We start from the raw sequence: 17,712 nt of genomic DNA on the forward strand, positions 1-17,712 counted from the left end.
CCCCGTGACAACCCCTGCACAGACAACCCCGCAGGCACTGCGAGACGTCGCCGCGGCGCATCCGCACGAGCCGGCCCTGATCGACGGCGCGACCCGCCTGACCTGGCCCGAGCTACTCGACCAGGTACGGATCGCGGCGCGCGCGCTGATCGCTCGCGGCATCGCCCCCGGTGACCGGGTCGCGATGTGGGCGCCCAACACCCATCACTGGGTGGTCGCGGCGCTGGCCGCGCACTCGGTCGGTGCCGCGCTGGTACCGCTCAACACCCGCTATGTGGCGGCCGAGGCGATCGATGTGCTCGAGCGTGTCGACGCGAAGGCGTTGTTCGTCGCCGGCCCGTTCCTCGGCCGCGACCGGGCCGCCGAGCTGCTTGCGGGCTCGTCGGCGCTCGGTATCGGGACCGTGGTGGTGATTCCGGTCGAGGACGGCGCCGCGTCCTCGACCGCGTTGCGCGCCGATGCCGACCAGGGCACACAAACGGCAGCCGTGCTGACCTGGGCGGAATTGCTCGACCACGCGGCGGCTGTCTCCGCCGAGGAGGGCGAGCGGCGGGCGGCGCAGGTCTCCCCCGACGACATCGCCGACATCCTGTTCACCTCCGGCACCACCGGCCGCAGCAAGGGCACCCTCGTCGCGCACCGGCAGGCGCTCGGCGTGGTGCGCGGGTGGGTCGAGTGCTCGACCCTGCGCGCGGGCGACCGCTACCTGATGATCCCGCCGTTCTTCCACAACTTCGGTTACAAGGCGGGCATCCTCGCGTGCCTGGTCACCGGGGCCACGATCGTCCCGCAGGCAACCTTCGACGTGCCCGCCGCGCTGGCGCTGATCGAGTCCGAGCGGATCACCGTGCTGACCGGTCCGCCGACGATCTACCAGACCATCCTCGAGCATCCCCAGCGCGCCGAGCGCGACCTGTCCTCGCTGCGGGTGGCGGTGACCGGCGCGGCGACCGTGCCGGTGGTGCTGATCGAGCGGATGCGCGACGATCTCGCCTTCGAGGTGGTCATTACCGCCTACGGCCTGTCCGAGTCGGCCGGTTTCGGCACCATGTGCCGCCCCGACGACGACGCGGCCACCATCGCCAACACCTGCGGCGGGCCGATCGCCGACTTCGAACTGCGCCTGTCCGAGGCCGGTGAGGTGCTGCTGCGCGGCCCCAACGTGATGCTCGGTTATCTCGACGACCCCGTGGCCACCGCCGAGGCGATCGACGCCGACGGCTGGCTGCACACCGGCGATATCGGCATCGTCGACGAGCGCGGCTACCTGAAGATCACCGACCGGCTCAAGGACATGTACATCACCGGCGGGTTCAACGTGTACCCCGCCGAGATCGAGCAGACCCTGGCCCGGCTCGACGGCGTCGCCGAATCGGCGGTCTTCGGCGTGCCGGACGAGCGGATGGGCGAGGTCGGCAAGGCCGTCGTCGTCCGCAGGGCCGGATCGACGCTGACCGCGGACGAGGTGATCGCCTACGCCGCGAGCACATTGGCCAATTTCAAAGTGCCCCGGCTCGTGGAGTTCCGCGACCAGCTGCCCTACAGCGCGGCGGGCAAGGTGCTCAAGCGTGAGCTACGTGAGGAGAAGTCGTGAGTCCCGAAACCGAAACCGAGGTCGTCACCTACGAGGTGCGCGGGCCGGTCGCCGTCGTCACCATGAACCGGCCCGAGTTCCGTAACGCGCAGAACTCGAAGATGACCTACGCCCTCGACGCCGCGTTCGTGCGGGCCGTCGAGGACCCCGAGGTCAAGGTGATCGTGCTGGCGGGCAACGGGAAGCACTTCAGCGCGGGCCACGACATCGGCACGCCGGGTCGCGACCACGACGCGCACTACGAGAACAAGGCCGCGCTGTGGTGGGACCACGTCGACCGCGCCGGCGGCGACCAGCGTTTCGCCCGCGAGTCCGAGGTGTACCTGGGTATGTGCCGCCGCTGGCGGGAGATCCCCAAGCCGACCGTCGCGATGGTGCAGGGCGCCTGCATCGCCGGCGGGCTGATGCTGGCCTGGGTGTGCGACCTGATCGTCTGCTCGGACGACGCGTTCTTCTCCGATCCCGTTGTCCGGATGGGCATTCCGGGTGTGGAGTACTTCGCGCATCCGTGGGTGATGGGTCCGCGCGCGGCCAAGGAGTTCCTGTTCACCGGTGACCGGTTCGGCGCCGACCAGGCCAAGGAGTGGGGCATGGTCAACCGGGTCGTTCCGCGCGAGGAACTCGAGTCCGAGGTGATGGCGCTGGCCGAGAAGATCTCCGCCATGCCGCAATTCGGGCTCGCGCTCACCAAGAAGGCCGTCAACCAGGCCGAAGACCTGATGGGAATGCGTAGCGGAATGGACTCGGTCTTCGGGCTGCACCATTTCGCGCACGCCCACAATGCCGAAGTCGGCGCCGATTCGCTGGGCGGGATGAATGCCCGCTCGATGAAGGAGAAAGCGTGAATCTCGAGATCGACCCGGCAGTCCGGGAGTTCCAGCTGGAGGTGCGCGAGTTCCTCGCCGCCAACGTGCCCAGCGAGCCGCTGCCATCGATGGACACGGCGGCGGGATTCGAAGCCCACCGCGCTTGGGAGGCCAAGCTCGCCGATGCCCGCCTGTCGGCGGTGTCCTGGCCGGTCGAGTACGGCGGGCGCGATGCCTCCATCCTCGAGTGGGTCCTGTTCGAGCAGGAGTACTACGCGGCGGGTGCGCCGGGGCGCGTCGCCCAGAACGGCATCTTCCTGCTCGCGCCGACCCTGTTCGAGCACGGCACCGAGGAGCAGCTGGCCCGGATCCTGCCGCGGATGGCGCGCGGTGACGACATCTGGGCGCAGGCCTGGTCGGAGCCCGAATCGGGCAGCGACCTGGCGAGCCTGCGCTCGACCGCGCGGCGCACCGAGGGCGGCTGGATCCTCAACGGCCAGAAGACCTGGAGCTCGCGCGCCACTTTCGCCGACTGGGCCTTCGGCCTGTTCCGCAGCGATCCCGAGGCGCAGCGTCATCATGGCCTGACCTACGTGATGTTCCCGCTCTCGGCCGACGGCGTGAGCGTGCGGCCGATCCCGCAGCTCGACGGCGAGCCCGGCTTCGCCGAGATCTTCCTCGACGATGTCTTCGTCCCCGATCGCGACGTGATCGGCGCGCCGAACGAGGGCTGGCGGGTCGCGATGGCGACCTCGAGCAACGAGCGCGGCCTGTCGCTGCGCAGCCCCGGCCGGTTCAGCGCGACCGCCCAGCGGCTGATCGACCTGTGGACCGAGACGACCGAACCTGCCGACACCGCCGCGCGAAATGCCGTGGTGGACGCCTGGATCGGCGCGGAGGCCTACCGCCTGCACACCTTCGGCACCGTCACCCGGCTGACCGACGGCGGTCAGCTCGGCGCCGAGTCCTCGATCACCAAGGTGTACTGGTCCGAACTCGACATCGCCATGCACCAGACGGCGTTGGACCTGCTCGGCACCGCCGCCGAGCAGCAGAGCAAGTGGACCGACGGCTACCTGTTCTCGCTGTCCGGCCCGATCTACGCGGGCACCAACGAGATCCAGCGCAACATCATCGCCGAGCGCATCCTCGGCCTGCCAAGGGAGAGCAAGCGATGAGATTCGCCCTCAGCACCGAACAACTCGATTTCGCCACCGAGCTGCGCAAGATCCTCGACGCCGGGCAGACGCCCGCAGCCGTTCGCGCGTGGGCCGAGGGCGACACCGCCAAGGGGCGCACGCTGCTTCGGCAGGTGGCCGAGATGGGTGTGTTCGGCCTGATCGTGGACGAGCAGTACGACGGCGCGGAAGCCACACCGGTCGATCTCGCCGTCGCCCTGGTCGAGCTGGGCCGGGCCGCGGCGCCGGGTCCGGTGATCGAATCGACCGCGGTGATTCCGGCACTGTTGCAGCGTCTTCCGAACGCCGAGCCCGCGCAGCGCTGGCTGCCCGCGCTCGCGGGTGGTGCGCTGCTCGGCACTGTCAGCTTCGGCAGTCCGCAGCGCGGCATCGCCCTCGATGCCGACGTCGCCGATCTGGTGCTGGTCGCGGACGGCGGACAGCTGGCCATCGGGCGTCGCACCCCGTCGGGCGACGAGCAGTCGGCCGATGCGAGCCGATCGCAGGTCGGGCCGATCGCCTCGATCGATCCGGCACGCAAGCTGTTCCAGGTCGAGGCCGACGAGAGCGTCGCCGACGGCGTTCAGGACGCGATCGACTACGCCTTCGATATCGGCGTCCTGGCGTGTGCTGCCCAGCTGCTCGGCGCGGGCCGCGCGCTGCTCGACCAGACCACCACCTATGCCAAGCAGCGCAAGCAGTTCGGCCGCGCGATCGGCGAATTCCAGGCCGTGAAGCAGCAACTCGCCGACGTGCTGATCGCGCTGGATCTGGCCGAACCGCTGCTGTACCGCGCCGCCCTCACGCTGGACTCCGAGGATCGCGCTCGCGACGTCTCGGCAGCCATCGTGGCCTGCGGCGATGCCGCCCACCGCGCCTCGCGTGCGGGTTTGCAGGTGCACGGCGCCATCGGCTACACCGCCGAATGCGACCTGTCGCTGTGGATCACCAAGGTCGCTGCGCTGCGCACCGCGTGGGGCACAGCCGACTTCCACCGCGCACGCATCGCGGCCGCGCTGCGTACCCCCGCGATGGTCTGAGGAACACAGATGCCACCGAAGGCGCGGGTCGACCGCCACCACCCGGACCACGATCCGTGCCTTCGGCGCACCGCCGATCGCCGCAGCAGCGCACTGTTGCACGCGACCACCGCTGAGGGCGCGGATCGACTGCCACCGCCCGGCCACGGTCCGCACCTCCGGCGCACCGCCGGTCGCCGACGCAGCGGGCTCGGCCACGCGAACGCCGCCGAAGGCCACGATTCGCGCCTCCGGCGTTGCATCGATCGACACCGCCGCTCCCCTGTACCCACCGACGCGGTGACCATCACCGACTTTGCCGAGGAAACCCATGTCATCAAGTGAACTGCTCGAATTCCGCACCTCCGTCCGCGCCCTGCTGGCCAAGCACGCCACGCCCGCCGCGCTGCGCGCCGCCATGGATACCGACCTCGGGTACGACCCGAAGTTGTGGACCATGCTGTGCGAGCAGGTCGGGGTGGCCGCGCTCGCGGTGCCGGAGGAGTGGGGCGGCGCGGGCGCCGGACTGGTCGAATCGCTGATGGTGGTGGGCGAATTGGGCCGGACACTGGCCGGGGTACCGATGCTCGGCTCCGCGGTTCTCGGCGTGCAGGCGATCCTGCTCTCGGGCGACGAGCAGGCCTGCGCCCGGCTGCTGCCGGACCTGGCCGAGGGCTCGCGCACGGCGGCGCTGTGCTGGGCCGACGCCACCGGCTGGGACTCCGCGGGCGTGCGCGCGAGCGACGGGACGCTCAACGGCGCGGCGCATTACGTACTGCACGGCGCCCAGGCTGATCTGCTGCTCGTGCTCACCGACGACGGCCTGTTCGAGACAACGGCCGAGGCGCCCGGCGTCGTCGTCGCCCCGACGCCGGGCCTCGACCCCACCCGCAAGCTGGCCGTCATCACCTTCACCGACGCCCCGGCGACGCGGATCGGCACCGGCGACCCGGCCGCCCTGCGCACCCGCCTGCGCGAGATCGCCTGGGCCGCCCTCGCAGCAGAGCAGGTCGGCGCGGCCAGGCACTGCCTGGAGATGACCGTCGAATACACGGCCTCGCGGGTGCAGTTCGGCAGGCCGATCGGCAGTTTCCAGGCGCTCAAGCACCGGATGGCCGATATGTACGTGCTGGTGGAGTCGGCCGAATCGACCGCGCTGGCGGCGGCGCAGGCCGTGGCCGAGAACAGTGCCTCGACCGCCGAGGACGTCTACGTCGCCCGCAAGCACTGCACCGAAGCCTTCTCGCACGTGGCCGCAGAGACGATCCAGTTGCACGGCGGCATCGCCATCACCTGGGAACACGACGCCCACCTGTACTTCAAGCGGGCCCACGCCACCAGCGAACTGTTCGGCACCGGCCCTCGCCCGGTCGCGGCCGCCTAGCAGCGTCGCGACCGACCCCGGCATCGGCCGCCTGCGCGCTGTCGCGACCTGGTCAGCGCCTCGGCGCTACCGACGAAGCTGCCACCCTGTCGTGCCGGTGGTGTGTTGTATTCGACCGAACCGGCATCTGGCCAGGTCGTCGTCGAAGCCCCGGCCGCCACGCGCGGCCGGGGCTTCGGCGTGCTGTGCGACATCTCACCGACCCGGGCCACCAAGCGGGCTCGTTTTAGATAGTTAGCTTATGCAATAATATCCACGTGCAGCAGACAGAGCAGCCATCCCCGGACGACATCGTGGTCGACCTGTTGGTCACTGCCGGTCGGCTCACCCGGCTCGCCGGGGCGATCAGCAACGACGACATGCCCCGCGCGATCCTGCGGTCCCTCGCCGTGCTCGACGAGCACGGCGGCCTGCGGGTCAGCGAGTTCGCCCGGATCGATCGATGTTCCCAGCCGGCGGCAACGGCGCTGATCGGCAGGCTCGTCGCCGACGGATTCGCCACCCGCACCAAGGACCCGCAGGATTCGCGGGCGGTTCTCGTCGAGCTCACCCCGGCGGGCCGGACCCGCCTCACCGAGGCAAGGCGCGCCTTCGCGGCCGCCGTGGCTCCCGGACTCGCCGACTTCGATCTCGATCGGCTGATCCGGCTCGATACCGACATGAACGACCTGCTGACAGCCCTGCGTGCGGTTGCCCGCGGTCATCAGTGAAGCAGGAGCGCCAATGAACGAGCGCAGCGAGCGAATCATGTGCCAGCGCGCGATGCGCATGCCGCAGCCGAGCGCCAGCGAGGCGGAGGCATGAGCATCCCCGAGTTGACTCGCGCCGACGACGACACCGCCGCCGCAGCCACCACCCCGTCCGGGCAACCCAAAGCCGTCTGGGCCGTCGCCTTCGCGAGCGTGATCGCGTTCATGGGCATCGGCCTGGTCGATCCCATTCTCAAGCCGATCGGCGAACAGCTGAACGCGAGTCCGTCGCAGGTCTCGCTGCTGTTCACCAGCTACATGGCCGTCACCGGCGTCGCCATGCTGATCACCGGCGTCATCTCCAGCCGTTTCGGCGCGAAGAAGACGCTGCTGTCCGGCCTGGCGATCATCGTGGTGTTCGCCGCGCTGGCAGGCATGTCGAGCACGATCGGCGAGATCATCGGCTTTCGCGCGGGCTGGGGTCTCGGCAACGCGCTGTTCATCGCGACGGCGCTGGCCACCATCGTCGGCGCGGCCACCGGCGGCGTCGCCAAGGCGATCATCCTCTACGAGGCCGCGCTCGGCATCGGCATCGCGACCGGCCCGCTGCTGGGTGGTCTGCTCGGCGGCATCAGCTGGCGCGGTCCGTTCTTCGGTGTGTCGGTGCTGATGGCCATCGCCTTCGTCGCGATCGTCGTGCTGCTGCCCGAGATGCCCAAGCCGGCCAAGCCGACCTCGATCACCGCGCCGTTCAAGGCATTGCGGCACAAGGGCCTGCTGACGGTGAGCGTCACCGCGCTGCTGTACAACTTCGGCTTCTTCACCCTGCTCGCCTACACCCCGTTCCCCCTGGACATGGGCACCTACGCGATCGGCTTCATCTTCTGCGGCTGGGGCATCCTGCTCGCGCTGGCCTCGGTGTTCCTCGCACCGAAACTGCAGGCGCGCTTCGGCACCCTGCCGATGATGGCGCTCTCGCTCGGCCTGTTCGCCGCGGATCTGGCGGTGATGGGCATGTTCGCCGAGCACAAGATCGTGCTGATCGTCGGTGTCGTCATCGCCGGCCTGTTCCTCGGCGTGAACAACACGCTGATCACCGAGGCCGTGATGATCTCCGCGCCGGTCGAGCGCTCCACCGCCTCGGCGGCCTACAGCTTCGTCCGGTTCGCCGGTGGCGCCGCGGCGCCGTGGGTGGCGGGCAAGCTCGGTGAGCACAGCGTCTCACTGCCGTTCTGGCTCGGCGCCGCCTTCACCGCCGCCGCGGTCGCGGTCCTGTTCCTCGGCCGGGGCGCGCTGGCCCACATCGACGACCACGACCCCGCCCCGCACAGCATCGAGGAAGCACAAGCCATCACCGTCGGCGACTGACCCGCCCGGTGACTCGAAGCCGCCCCTGCTGCCACGAGCGGCGGGGGCGGCTCGCGTTCGGGAAGAAGTCGGTGGCCCGGCGTAGCGTCGAGCACATGAGCGACGACAAGCGCGGACGGGTCAGGGTCGAGCCGGCACACAAGCGCGTGCGGGCTTATCTCGACGGCAGACTGGTGGCCGACACGCTGCGGCCCCTCTTGGTCTGGGAGGTCCCCTACTACCCGACCTACTACATCCCGCTGACCGATGTCAGAGCGGATCTGGAACCGAACGGGGTCGACGAGCACTCCCCCAGCCGTGGCGAGGGCACCGGCTACGACGTCATGGTCGGCGGCCTGCGCGCCGAAGGTGCGGCATTGCGCTACCTCGACTCGCCGCTGCCGGACCTGAAAGACGCTGTCCGCCTCGACTTCGCGACCTTCGACTGGTTCGAGGAGGACGAACCGATCTTCGTCCACCCCCGTGACCCGTATTCCCGGGTCGACATCCTGGGCAGTTCGCGCAATGTGCGGGTGGAGGTCGACGGCGTCACCGTCGCCGACTCGTCCTCGCCGCGCATCCTCTTCGAAACCGGCTTGCCCGCACGGTATTACCTGCCGCTACCCGATGTCCGGATGGACCTGCTGACCGCCTCCGACTCGCACTCCAGCTGCCCGTACAAGGGCACGGCCGACTACTGGAACGTCCAGGTCGACGGCACCGAACACGCCGACATCGTGTGGATCTACCGCACCCCGCTGCCGGAGAGCCAGAAGATCGCCGGCCTGGCCTGCTTCTACAACGAGAAGGTCGACATCTACCTCGACGGCGTCCTCCAGGACCGCCCACACACCCCGTTCAGCTGACTACTCGGGCACGTCGAGCAAGCCCTCGTCGACCGCCCATTTGATGGACTTCTCCAGCGACGGACACGATTCCGGCCTGCCCGGCCGCGCGCCGTGCGCACTGAGCTGGGCGAAGACCGGGCAGTGTGTGTCCGGCCGTTCGGTCCACTGCACCGAGGTCTGGTGCGCGCTGGACTTGCGCACCAGCACCTCGGCCTGGCAGGCCTGACACCGCAGCGGTGTCAGGCCGTCGTCCAGGTAGCGCTGTTTGTCGACCGTGGTCTGGGCCCGCACCGCGGCCTGCCGCACGGGCTGATCGGCGAAGTCGGGTGCCTTGGCCCAGGTCGGGGACATGGTTACACGCCCGCTTCGGCTTCTGCCTCGGCCTTGCGGCGCAGGTTCTCCGCCACCTCGGCCTCCCAGGCCTGGTTGGCCTTGGTGGTGTCGACCTCGAACTCGAAGCGCTGGGTCATCTTCTCGGTGACGTCGGCGGCGTCGACGTAGAACTGCTCGTACCAGCGGCGCAGCTGGTAGACCGGGCCGTCCTCCTCGCAGAGCAGCGGATTCTCGACCTTGGACTTGTGCTTCCAGATCTCGACGTCCTGCAGGAAGCCGTCGCCGAAGAACTCGGTCATCGAGGCCGCCAACTTCTCCGCGGTCGCGTCGTCGATGCCCTTGGGCTTCTCGACGGTCAGGCCGTATTGGAGCACGAACTCGTCCTGGCTGACCGGGTAGTGGCAGTTGATCAGCACGACCTTGATCTCGTACCCGCCGTAGATGTTGACCAGCGGATTGATCATGTAGGACGGCCCGAAGTAGGACGCCTCCGACTTCAGCAGCGTCTCACCGCCGTACTTGGCCGCCATGCCGATATCGGGACGGCCCTTGGTCTCGAGGAACTGCGTCGCCACGTGACCCTCGAAGACGTTCTTGAAGTACGTCGGGAAGGCATAGTGGATGTAGAAGAAGTGCGCCATGTCAACGACGTTGTCGATGATCTCGCGGCAGTTGGAGCCCTCGATGCGCATCGTGTTCCACGTCCACGACGTCCAGCCGCTGTCATGATCCTCGCTGGGGTTGCCCTCGGTGTCGGTGTAGGGGCCCTCGATGTGCGGGATCGTGACCTCGGCGGGCGGCTCGTTGCCCTCGTGGTCGTGCCAGATGAACAGCTGACCGTTGCGTTCGAGCGTTGTCCACTTCCTGGTGCGGGCCAGCGGCGGAACGCGGCGCGCGTAGGGAATCGACGTGCATTTGCCGCTGGCGCCCCAGCGCCAGTCGTGGAACGGGCAGGCGATGTCGTCGCCCTTGACCGTGCCCATGCTCAGGTCGCCGCCCATATGCCTGCAGTAGGCATCGAGCACACGGATCTCGTCATTGGTGTCGGTCCACACCACGAGCTTGGTCCCGAAGATCTCGATCGCGTGCGGCTTGCCGTCGCGGAACGTCGAGGCCAGGCCGACACAGTGCCAGCCGCGCGCAAACCTCGTCGGCGTTGTGCCGACATCGAGTTCCCTCACCTTGGGGTTGACTGCCATCCCGAACCCTCCTTGTTCACTAGAACACGTTACAAAACGAGGCCGCTTCACGCCAGCTGTCCAGCGAACTTCGCTCCACGCCCCTGTTATATCCGAGGTAGGGCGATCTTCTCGACAGAAATGAGAACCTGTTCTAATCTCAGAGTCGAACAAGAACCGGTTGTCGATCCGACAAGGCAGGAGCGGGCTCCGAAATGACGCAAGAAGTGACCGAACGGGTCGAGGCACTGCTGCCGACACTGCGTGAACGTGCGCAGGAGGCCGAGGACCTGCGCCGCATTCCCGACGAATCCATGAAGGCGCTGCAGGAGACCGGCTTCTTCCGGCTGCTCCAGCCCAAGCAGTGGGGCGGCCACGCCGCCGACCCGGTCGTCTTCTACGACACCGTGCGCAAGATCGCCAGCGCCTGCGGGTCCACCGGCTGGGTGGCCGGCATCATCGGCGTGCACAACTGGCACCTCGCGCTGTTCGACCAGCAGGCCCAGGAAGACGTCTGGGGCGAGGACACCGATGTGCGGATCTCGTCCTCCTACGCCCCGATGGGCGCGGGCCAGGCCGTCGACGGTGGCTACATCGTGCGCGGCTCGTGGGCCTGGTCCTCGGGTTCCGACCACGCCACCTGGGCCGTCCTCGGCGGCCCGGTGATCAAGAACGGCAAGCCGGTCGACTTCGGCAGCTTCCTGATCCCGCGCTCGGACTACCGCATCGACGACGTCTGGAACGTCGTCGGCCTGCGCGGCACCGGCTCCAACACCGTGGTCGTCGAGGACGTCTTCGTCCCGTCGCACCGCTTCCTGAGCTTCCGCGCGATGAGTGAGGGCCGCGCGCCCGGCCTCGAGCAGAACACCGACGCCGTCTACAAGATGCCGTGGGGCACCGTCCACCCCACCACCATCTCCGCGCCGATCGTCGGCATGGGCTACGGCGCCTACGAGGCGCACGTCGAGCACCAGGGCAAGCGCGTGCGCGCGGCCTTCGCCGGCGAGAACGCCAAGGACGATCCGTTCGCCAAGGTGCGCGTCGCCGAGGCGGCCAGCGACATCGACGCCGCGTGGCGTCAGCTCTCGGGCAATGTCGCCGAGGAGTACGCGCTGCTGGTGGCGGGCGAGGAGGTGCCGTTCGATCTGCGCGTGCGCGCCCGTCGCGACCAGGTGCGCGCGACCGGTCGCGTGATCGCCTCGATCGACAAGCTCTTCGAGTCCTCCGGCGCGACCGCCCTGGCCAACGGCACTCCGCTGCAGCGCTTCTGGCGTGACGCGCACGCCGGGCGCGTGCACGCGGCCAACGATCCCGAGCGCGCCTACGTCATGTACGGCACGCACGAGTTCGGCCTGCCCGTCACCGACGCCATGGTGTAGCCGATGACCCAGACCGCTGAAATCACCTACGAATCGACCTCCCGCTACGCGCAGGTCACCCCCGAGCTGAAGCTGCACTACCACGAGGCGGGCGTCGGCAACGGCCCCACGATCGTGCTGTTGCACGGCGGCGGGCCCGGCGCCTCGGCGTGGTCGAACTTCGCCCGCAACATTCCGGTGCTGGCCGAGAACTTCCACGTGATCGCGCTCGACCAGCCCGGTTTCGGCAAGTCCGACAAGCCGGTCGACCACCCGCAGTACTTCGTGCACGCGTCCACCGCGCTGCTCGCGCTGCTGGACCACCTGCAGATCACCGAGCGGGTGCACCTGCTGGGCAACTCGCTCGGCGGCGGCACCTCGGTGCGCTTCGCCCTGGACAACCCCAAGCGCGCGGGCAAGCTCGTGCTGATGGGCCCTGGCGGGCTGAGCACCAACCTGTTCGCGCCCGACCCGACCGAGGGCGTCAAGCTGCTCTCGGCGTTCAGCTACGCGCCGACCAGGGAGAACCTGGAGAAGTTCCTGCGGATCATGGTCTTCGACCAGTCGCTGATCACCGAGGAACTGATCGACGAGCGGTTCGCCCTGGCGAGCACACCCGAATCGCTGGCCGCCGTCCGCGCGATGGGCAAGTCCTTCGCAGGCGCCGACTTCGAGAAGGGCATGCTGTGGCGTGACGCGTACAAGCTGCGTCAGCCGGTGCTGCTCATCTGGGGTCGTGAAGACCGGGTGAACCCGCTCGACGGCGCGCTGGTCGCGACCAAGGTCATCCCGCGCGTGCAACTGCACGTGTTCGGTGGCTGCGGGCACTGGGCACAGCTGGAGAAGTTCGACGAATTCAACCGGCTCACGGTCGATTTCCTCGAGGAGAAGCAATGAGTATCCGCGCTCTGGGCTACATGCGCATCGAGGCCACCGACATGGCGGCCTGGCGCGAGTACGGCCTCAAGGTGCTCGGCATGATGGAGGGCACCGGGCTCAACCCCGACGCGCTCTATCTGCGCATGGACGATTTCGCCGCACGCCTGGTGATCGTCCCCGGTGAGCAGGACCGGCTGCTGGTCTCTGGCTGGGAGGTCACCGATGGCCCCGGCCTGCAGCAGCTGCGGGAGACCCTGGACAAGGCCGGGGTCGCCTTCACCGAGGGCACCAAGGAAGAGCTGGGTGAGCGCCGCGTCGAGGGCATGATCCGGTTCCAGGATCCGTCCGGGAACACCCTCGAGGCGTTCTACGGCGCGCAGTACCTGGGCCGCCGCTTCGTCAGCCCTTACGGCCACAAGTTCGTCACCGCCGAGCAGGGTCTGGGTCACGTGGTGCTGACCTGCACCGACGATGCCGCCGCGCAGGCCTTCTACCAGGACGTCCTCGGCTTCCGGCTGCGCGACTCCATGCGGTTGCCACCGCAGATGGTCGGCCGTCCCGCCGACGGCGACCCGGCCTGGCTGCGCTTCTACGGCTGCAACCCGCGCCACCACGCGCTGGCGTTCCTGCCGCTGCCGAATCCGACCGGCATCGTGCACCTCATGGTCGAGGTGGAGAACTCCGACGACGTCGGCCTCTGCCTGGACCGCGCCTACCGCAAGAAGGTGAAGATGTCGGCCACCCTCGGCCGGCACATCAACGACAAGATGCTGTCCTTCTACATGAAGACTCCGGGCGGATTCGACATCGAATTCGGCTGTGAGGGACTGGAAGTCGACGACGACGACTGGATCGCCCGCGAATCGACCGCGGTCAGCCTGTGGGGTCACGACTTCACCGTCGGATTCAAGCAGCAATAGGAAATGGCGGCGAGGGACATGACCGAACAGATACCGGCGATCGACGGCCGGCAATTCCGTAATGTGCTGGGGCAGTTCTGCACCGGCATCACCGTGATCACCGCGCTCGATCCGGCGGGTGAGCCGATCGGCTTCGCCTGCCAGTCCTTCGCCGCCCTCTCCCTCGATCCGCCGCTGGTGCTGTTCTGCCCCACCAAGGGGTCGCGCTCCTGGGCGGCGATCGAGGCGGCGGGCAAGTTCTGCGTGAACGTGCTCGCCGAGGAACAGCAGCCGACCTGCGCGCGCTTCGGCTCGCGCGAGACCGACAAGTTCGCCGGAGTCTCTTGGCACACCTCGGAATTGGGTGTGCCGGTGCTCGACGATTCGCTGGCGACCATCGAATGCACCGTCGACTCCGTCGTCGACGGCGGTGACCACTACATCGTCATCGGGCGGGTCCAGGCGCTCGCGGAATCGGCGACCACCAACGGTCGTCCGCTGCTGTTCTACCGGGGTCAGTACACCGGCATCGAACCCGACAAGACCACCCCCGCGCCCTGGCGCGCGGATCTGGACCATTTCCTCACGACCACCAGCCTCGACACCTGGCTGTGAGTCCCACGGGTGCGGCCGCCCACACAATGCGCGGCCGCACCCGTTTCTTTCGTTTTTAAGTGCTCATTCGGTGAGCACTTTATGGCGGATCATGGTTCGTATGACCATCGACTACATCACCTGCGCCGACGCGAGCGACTGGGAATCGTGGCTGGCCACCCATCACGACTCCGCGGGTGAGGTCTGGGTGCGGATCGCCAAGAAGGGTGCCCCCGAACCGTCGGTGACGATCACCGAGACCCTCGACGGCGCGCTCTGCTACGGCTGGATCGACAGCCATCGGCGTGGCCTCGATGCCCATCACTACCTGCAGCGCTACTCGCCGCGCCGGGCCCGCAGCCCGTGGTCGCAGGTCAATGTGGCCAAGGCCGAGGCGCTCATCGCGGCCGGGCGGATGCGGCCCGCCGGGTTCGCGTCCATCGAGGAAGCCGTCGCCGATGGACGCTGGGCGGGTGCGTACGAACGTCAGCGCACCGCCGAGACGCCCGCCGAGCTCGTCGCCGCGCTCGCCGACGCACCCGAGGCGCAAGCCGCCTACGCCGCGCTCGGCCGGTCCGACCAATACCGGCTGTTCCTGCCGATCCTCAAGGCGACGACCCCGGCCGACCGTGCGACGCGAGTTGCCCAGGCTGTCAATGCTTTGTAGCTCAGACCTCTTTGACCAATACCGCGCGGGTGTAGAGCAACGAGAACCCTCGGCCCTGCGCGTTCTGCTGCGACTTCGAGCCGGGCTGGGTGGTGATCACCGCGAGGTCGCACCCCGCTGCCGCGGCCTCGGTCAGGCGAGCCGACAGCAGTGCGGTCTGCACCCCGTGCCTGCGATGCGCGGTCAGTGTCGCGGCACCCGCGAGCGCGGCGACGCCGCCGTCGGTGCGCATGCTCGCCGCACCGGCCGGCACGCCGTCCCGATAGGCGAGGTAGCGACAGGTGTCATTGGCGGCAGCCATATCTCGCATCACCGCGGCGAGCGCTTGCCGCGGAAACTCCTCATGTGACGGGACACCCTCGTCATCCGGATGCGCGAACCCGTCGACGACGACATCGAGCCACCGATCGAGCCCGTCCCCCTCGTCCCGCCGCACCTCGACCTCCGTGGGCCCCGCCCACCGCCGCCCGGCCAACTCCATCCCCAGCACGTTCTCGAACGACATCAACCGATATCCCCGCCCGGTCAACTCCGCCCCGATCCGCGGATCCGCCAACTGCGCCAGCTCCACCTGCACCGGCACCCCCACCGCCGCATACGCGGCCTCCACCTCAGCCCACTCCCCCGCCGACGGCACCCCACCGAACCCGACCCCCGCCACCTTGTTCAACGGCGACCCCACCTCCGCGAAACACGCCGCCCCGCCCCCGAACTCCCGCACGAACCCACCCGACCCCCGCCCCGTCGCCACCCGGGTCGCCCCGGCAATGGCATCGACCTCCAGCCGCTCGACCCGAGCCGCCAGCCGGACCCCACAGAACAACGTCCCCACGTCTTCGCTCATGAGCCACTTATATCCCCCTTGTCCAGCGATTTTCGCGAACCCGGGTGGTTCCGACAGTGCCGGTCCGACCGGCTGTTGCCGACCTTCGAAGCTCCCGCGGAGATTAGATTGTCCTGTGTGGCAAACCAATCCTTCGTGCCCCAGGCACAGCATCCGACGGCGTACCTACGCGGTGACTCCATCGTCCAAATCGACGACAGTGCGGTGCTCTCGCTCGTCCATGAGCTGCGGCGAAGCGCGCCCGATGACATCGAGTTCGCCCGTGCGGCCTTCCACTGGGTGCGGGACGAAGTAGGGCATTCCTACGACGTTCAGGACAGCCGGGTGACCTTGACCGCCGGCGAGGTGCTTCGAGAGCGAGTCGGCCTCTGCTACGCGAAATCCCATCTCCTCGCCGCCCTGCTACGGGCCGGCGGCATCCCAACCGCGCTGTGCTACCAGCGCTTCGCACATGGCGACAGCCACGTCCTCCACGGCCTGGTGGCCGTGTACCTGGACGGCGGCTGGCATCGCCAGGACCCGCGGGGCAACAAGGAAGGCGTCACGGCCGAGTTCTCCCTGACCGACGAACAACTGGCATGGCCGGTCGATCCCACTCTCGGCGAGGTCGACTACCCACAGCTACTGGTCTCCCCCGCCCCCGCGGTCGTCCATGCCCTCAGCAGCACAACGGACATCCTGTCGATCTACGACACCGGCCTCCCGACCAGCTTGGACGACGCTCACACCACGGCGACAGCGCCCTGAGGCCTACGCGCCGACGGCGGAACAAAGTTGCCCTGATACGCCGAAACGGCGTGGCCCGAGGGTTCGGGTCACGCCGTTTCGGGGTGGTTGGTCAGGCCGAAGTGGTGACCGAGGCTTCGCGCTGGAGTTCCAGGGCGATGTCGATGAGCTGGTCTTCCTGGCCGCCGATGAGCTTGCGGCGACCCGCGCGGACGAGGAGTTCGGCGGCGGAAACACCGTAGCGTTCGGCTTGGCGTTCGGCGTGGCGCAGGAAGCTGGAGTAGACGCCCGCGTAGCCCATCATCAGGGCCTGGCGGTCGAGGAGGCATTCCGACGGCATGGCCGGGCGGACGACGTCTTCGGCGGCGTCGGTGACGGCGAAGAAGTCGACGCCGGTCTTGATACCGAGCTTGTCGCAGACGCCGATGAAGGCTTCGACCGGCAGGTTGCCCGCGCCCGCGCCGAAGCGGCGAGCCGAGCCGTCGATCTGGGTGGCGCCGGCGCGCACGGCGTAGACCGAGTTCGCCACGGCGAGGCCGAGGTTCTCGTGGCCGTGGAAGCCCACCTGGGCGTCGTCGCCGAGTTCGGCGACCAGGGCCGAGACGCGGTCCGACACCTGCTCGAGGACGAGGGCGCCCGCGGAGTCGACGACGTAGACGCACTGGCAGCCCGCGTCGGCCATGATGCGGGCCTGCTTGGCCAGGTTCTCCGGCGTGGTGGAGTGGGCCATCATCAGGAAGCCGACGGTCTCCAGGCCGAGTTCGCGCGCGAGACCGAAGTGCTGGATCGAGACATCGGCCTCGGTGCAGTGGGTGGCGATACGGCAGATGGACGCGCCGTTGTCCTGGGAGATCTTGATGTCTTCCTTGACGCCGACGCCAGGCAGCATGAGGAAGGCGATCTTGGCCTGCTTGGCGGTCTCGGCCGCGGCCTTGATCAGTTCCTGCTCAGGGGTTTTCGAGAACCCGTAGTTGAACGAGGAACCACCGAGGCCGTCGCCGTGGGTCACCTCGATGACCGGGACGCCCGAACCGTCGAGGGCGGCAACGATGTTACGCACCTCGTCCACGGTGAACTGGTGGCGCTTGTGATGTGAGCCGTCGCGCAGCGAGGTGTCGGTGACACGCACATCGAGTTCGCCCGAGAAGGGCTTCAGGATATTGCTCATGGTCGAAACTCCTTACACCCGAGCGGAGATGATCTGGTCGGCCAGCACGTCACCCACGCGGGTGGCGGCGGCGGTCATGATGTCGAGATTGCCCGCGTACGGGGGCAGGAAGTCACCGGCGCCCTCGACCTCGACGAAGATCGACACCTTCGCCATGCCACCGGAGATCACCGACGGGTCGTCGAACTGGGGATCGTTGAG

The 17,712-nt window shown here is 68.4% G+C and carries 19 protein-coding genes and 1 pseudogene; 15 read left to right on the forward strand and 5 right to left on the reverse strand.

Annotation, left to right across the window (positions count from 1 at the left end; all coding sequences use genetic code 11):
- The first annotated feature begins 4 nt into the window (after nucleotides 1–4).
- The 9 genes from ACFWF2_RS24595 (at nucleotide 5) to ACFWF2_RS24635 (ending at nucleotide 8,883) form a co-directional block, all read left to right on the forward strand.
- The gene (locus ACFWF2_RS24595) at nucleotides 5–1,594 is read left to right on the forward strand and encodes a FadD3 family acyl-CoA ligase (protein WP_379309801.1); all 1,590 of its coding nucleotides are present in this window, start codon (nucleotides 5–7) and stop codon (nucleotides 1,592–1,594) included.
- Nucleotides 1,591–2,439, forward strand: coding sequence for an enoyl-CoA hydratase (locus ACFWF2_RS24600; protein WP_379309802.1), 849 nt, complete (start codon nucleotides 1,591–1,593; stop codon nucleotides 2,437–2,439). The genes ACFWF2_RS24595 and ACFWF2_RS24600 overlap by 4 nt, the downstream gene beginning before the upstream one ends.
- The gene (locus tag ACFWF2_RS24605) at nucleotides 2,436–3,578 is read left to right on the forward strand and encodes an acyl-CoA dehydrogenase family protein (protein ID WP_379309803.1); all 1,143 of its coding nucleotides are present in this window, start codon (nucleotides 2,436–2,438) and stop codon (nucleotides 3,576–3,578) included. Before ACFWF2_RS24600 ends, ACFWF2_RS24605 begins: the two co-directional genes overlap by 4 nt.
- Nucleotides 3,575–4,618, forward strand: a complete 1,044-nt coding sequence (locus ACFWF2_RS24610; protein WP_379309804.1) for an acyl-CoA dehydrogenase family protein — start codon at nucleotides 3,575–3,577, stop codon at nucleotides 4,616–4,618. The genes ACFWF2_RS24605 and ACFWF2_RS24610 overlap by 4 nt, the downstream gene beginning before the upstream one ends.
- Nucleotides 4,619–4,627: 9 nt before the next feature.
- Nucleotides 4,628–4,942 carry a hypothetical protein gene (locus ACFWF2_RS24615; protein ID WP_379309805.1) on the forward strand — a complete coding sequence of 105 codons (315 nt, stop codon included), beginning with the start codon at nucleotides 4,628–4,630 and terminating at the stop codon, nucleotides 4,940–4,942.
- Nucleotides 4,929–5,981 (forward strand): acyl-CoA dehydrogenase family protein, encoded by a 1,053-nt coding sequence (locus ACFWF2_RS24620; RefSeq protein ID WP_379309806.1) that lies wholly within the window; start codon nucleotides 4,929–4,931, stop codon nucleotides 5,979–5,981. The genes ACFWF2_RS24615 and ACFWF2_RS24620 overlap by 14 nt, the downstream gene beginning before the upstream one ends.
- Nucleotides 5,982–6,238: 257 nt before the next feature.
- On the forward strand, nucleotides 6,239–6,691 hold the full coding sequence (locus tag ACFWF2_RS24625; protein WP_379309807.1) for a MarR family winged helix-turn-helix transcriptional regulator: 453 nt from the start codon (nucleotides 6,239–6,241) through the stop codon (nucleotides 6,689–6,691).
- A 90-nt stretch (nucleotides 6,692–6,781) separates the two neighbouring features.
- Complete coding sequence (locus ACFWF2_RS24630; protein ID WP_379309808.1) at nucleotides 6,782–8,038, forward strand: MFS transporter; 1,257 nt, start codon at nucleotides 6,782–6,784, stop codon at nucleotides 8,036–8,038.
- Between the two features lie 95 nt (nucleotides 8,039–8,133).
- A complete protein-coding gene (locus tag ACFWF2_RS24635; RefSeq protein ID WP_379309809.1) occupies nucleotides 8,134–8,883 on the forward strand; it encodes a DUF427 domain-containing protein in 750 nt (249 codons plus the stop codon).
- On the opposite strand, the gene ACFWF2_RS24640 is transcribed toward ACFWF2_RS24635, so the two are convergent.
- Both ACFWF2_RS24640 and ACFWF2_RS24645 read right to left on the reverse strand, forming a co-directional pair.
- A complete protein-coding gene (locus tag ACFWF2_RS24640; protein ID WP_379309810.1) occupies nucleotides 8,884–9,216 on the reverse strand; it encodes a hypothetical protein in 333 nt (110 codons plus the stop codon).
- A gap of 2 nt (nucleotides 9,217–9,218) precedes the next feature.
- Nucleotides 9,219–10,397, reverse strand: a complete 1,179-nt coding sequence (locus tag ACFWF2_RS24645) for a Rieske 2Fe-2S domain-containing protein (protein ID WP_379309811.1) — start codon at nucleotides 10,395–10,397, stop codon at nucleotides 9,219–9,221.
- 194 nt (nucleotides 10,398–10,591) lie between these two features.
- On the opposite strand from ACFWF2_RS24645, the gene hsaA reads away from it, so the two are divergent.
- The 5 genes from hsaA (at nucleotide 10,592) to ACFWF2_RS24670 (ending at nucleotide 14,773) form a co-directional block, all read left to right on the forward strand.
- Entirely contained in the window at nucleotides 10,592–11,755 is a 1,164-nt protein-coding gene (gene hsaA / locus ACFWF2_RS24650; RefSeq protein WP_379309812.1) for a 3-hydroxy-9,10-secoandrosta-1,3,5(10)-triene-9,17-dione monooxygenase oxygenase subunit, read from the forward strand.
- 3 nt (nucleotides 11,756–11,758) lie between these two features.
- Nucleotides 11,759–12,631 (forward strand): 4,5:9,10-diseco-3-hydroxy-5,9,17-trioxoandrosta-1(10),2-diene-4-oate hydrolase, encoded by an 873-nt coding sequence (gene hsaD / locus ACFWF2_RS24655; RefSeq protein WP_218716592.1) that lies wholly within the window; start codon nucleotides 11,759–11,761, stop codon nucleotides 12,629–12,631.
- On the forward strand, nucleotides 12,628–13,533 hold the full coding sequence (gene hsaC / locus ACFWF2_RS24660; RefSeq protein ID WP_379309813.1) for an iron-dependent extradiol dioxygenase HsaC: 906 nt from the start codon (nucleotides 12,628–12,630) through the stop codon (nucleotides 13,531–13,533). The genes hsaD and hsaC overlap by 4 nt, the downstream gene beginning before the upstream one ends.
- Before the next feature lie 18 nt (nucleotides 13,534–13,551).
- Nucleotides 13,552–14,127, forward strand: coding sequence for a 3-hydroxy-9,10-secoandrosta-1,3,5(10)-triene-9,17-dione monooxygenase reductase subunit (hsaB, locus tag ACFWF2_RS24665; RefSeq protein ID WP_379309814.1), 576 nt, complete (start codon nucleotides 13,552–13,554; stop codon nucleotides 14,125–14,127).
- A 100-nt stretch (nucleotides 14,128–14,227) separates the two neighbouring features.
- Nucleotides 14,228–14,773, forward strand: a complete 546-nt coding sequence (locus ACFWF2_RS24670; protein WP_379309815.1) for a YdeI family protein — start codon at nucleotides 14,228–14,230, stop codon at nucleotides 14,771–14,773.
- A 1-nt stretch (nucleotide 14,774) separates the two neighbouring features.
- Here the strand turns inward: ACFWF2_RS24670 and ACFWF2_RS24675 are convergent, their stop codons facing one another.
- Nucleotides 14,775–15,596, reverse strand: coding sequence for a GNAT family N-acetyltransferase (locus ACFWF2_RS24675; RefSeq protein ID WP_379309818.1), 822 nt, complete (start codon nucleotides 15,594–15,596; stop codon nucleotides 14,775–14,777).
- Between the two features lie 138 nt (nucleotides 15,597–15,734).
- Between ACFWF2_RS24675 and ACFWF2_RS24680 the strand changes: the two genes are divergently transcribed.
- On the forward strand, nucleotides 15,735–16,364 hold the full coding sequence (locus tag ACFWF2_RS24680) for a transglutaminase family protein (RefSeq protein WP_379309816.1): 630 nt from the start codon (nucleotides 15,735–15,737) through the stop codon (nucleotides 16,362–16,364).
- Between the two features lie 91 nt (nucleotides 16,365–16,455).
- On the opposite strand, the gene dmpG is transcribed toward ACFWF2_RS24680, so the two are convergent.
- Together dmpG and ACFWF2_RS24690 are read right to left on the reverse strand one after the other, a co-directional pair.
- Nucleotides 16,456–17,511, reverse strand: coding sequence for a 4-hydroxy-2-oxovalerate aldolase (dmpG, locus tag ACFWF2_RS24685; RefSeq protein ID WP_379309817.1), 1,056 nt, complete (start codon nucleotides 17,509–17,511; stop codon nucleotides 16,456–16,458).
- A gap of 12 nt (nucleotides 17,512–17,523) precedes the next feature.
- A pseudogene (locus ACFWF2_RS24690) lies at nucleotides 17,524–17,712 on the reverse strand (acetaldehyde dehydrogenase (acetylating)); the annotation flags it as partial.

Origin of the sequence: Nocardia sp. NPDC060259 (genome assembly GCF_042728775.1) — a bacterium.
GTDB lineage: Bacteria > Actinomycetota > Actinomycetes > Mycobacteriales > Mycobacteriaceae > Nocardia.

Excerpts from the sequence above, each read along its gene's own strand:
- ACFWF2_RS24635 (WP_379309809.1), top strand. The coding sequence starts at position 8,134 with ATGAGCGACGACAAGCGCGGACGGGTCAGGGTCGAGCCGGCACACAAG.
- ACFWF2_RS24615 (WP_379309805.1), top strand. The coding sequence starts at position 4,628 with ATGCCACCGAAGGCGCGGGTCGACCGCCACCACCCGGACCACGATCCG.
- ACFWF2_RS24645 (WP_379309811.1), bottom strand. The coding sequence starts at position 10,397 with ATGGCAGTCAACCCCAAGGTGAGGGAACTCGATGTCGGCACAACGCCG.
- ACFWF2_RS24620 (WP_379309806.1), top strand. The coding sequence starts at position 4,929 with ATGTCATCAAGTGAACTGCTCGAATTCCGCACCTCCGTCCGCGCCCTG.
- hsaA (WP_379309812.1), top strand. The coding sequence starts at position 10,592 with ATGACGCAAGAAGTGACCGAACGGGTCGAGGCACTGCTGCCGACACTG.
- hsaD (WP_218716592.1), top strand. The coding sequence starts at position 11,759 with ATGACCCAGACCGCTGAAATCACCTACGAATCGACCTCCCGCTACGCG.
- hsaC (WP_379309813.1), top strand. The coding sequence starts at position 12,628 with ATGAGTATCCGCGCTCTGGGCTACATGCGCATCGAGGCCACCGACATG.
- ACFWF2_RS24640 (WP_379309810.1), bottom strand. The coding sequence starts at position 9,216 with ATGTCCCCGACCTGGGCCAAGGCACCCGACTTCGCCGATCAGCCCGTG.
- hsaB (WP_379309814.1), top strand. The coding sequence starts at position 13,552 with ATGACCGAACAGATACCGGCGATCGACGGCCGGCAATTCCGTAATGTG.
- dmpG (WP_379309817.1), bottom strand. The coding sequence starts at position 17,511 with ATGAGCAATATCCTGAAGCCCTTCTCGGGCGAACTCGATGTGCGTGTC.
- ACFWF2_RS24610 (WP_379309804.1), top strand. The coding sequence starts at position 3,575 with ATGAGATTCGCCCTCAGCACCGAACAACTCGATTTCGCCACCGAGCTG.
- ACFWF2_RS24630 (WP_379309808.1), top strand. The coding sequence starts at position 6,782 with ATGAGCATCCCCGAGTTGACTCGCGCCGACGACGACACCGCCGCCGCA.
- ACFWF2_RS24670 (WP_379309815.1), top strand. The coding sequence starts at position 14,228 with ATGACCATCGACTACATCACCTGCGCCGACGCGAGCGACTGGGAATCG.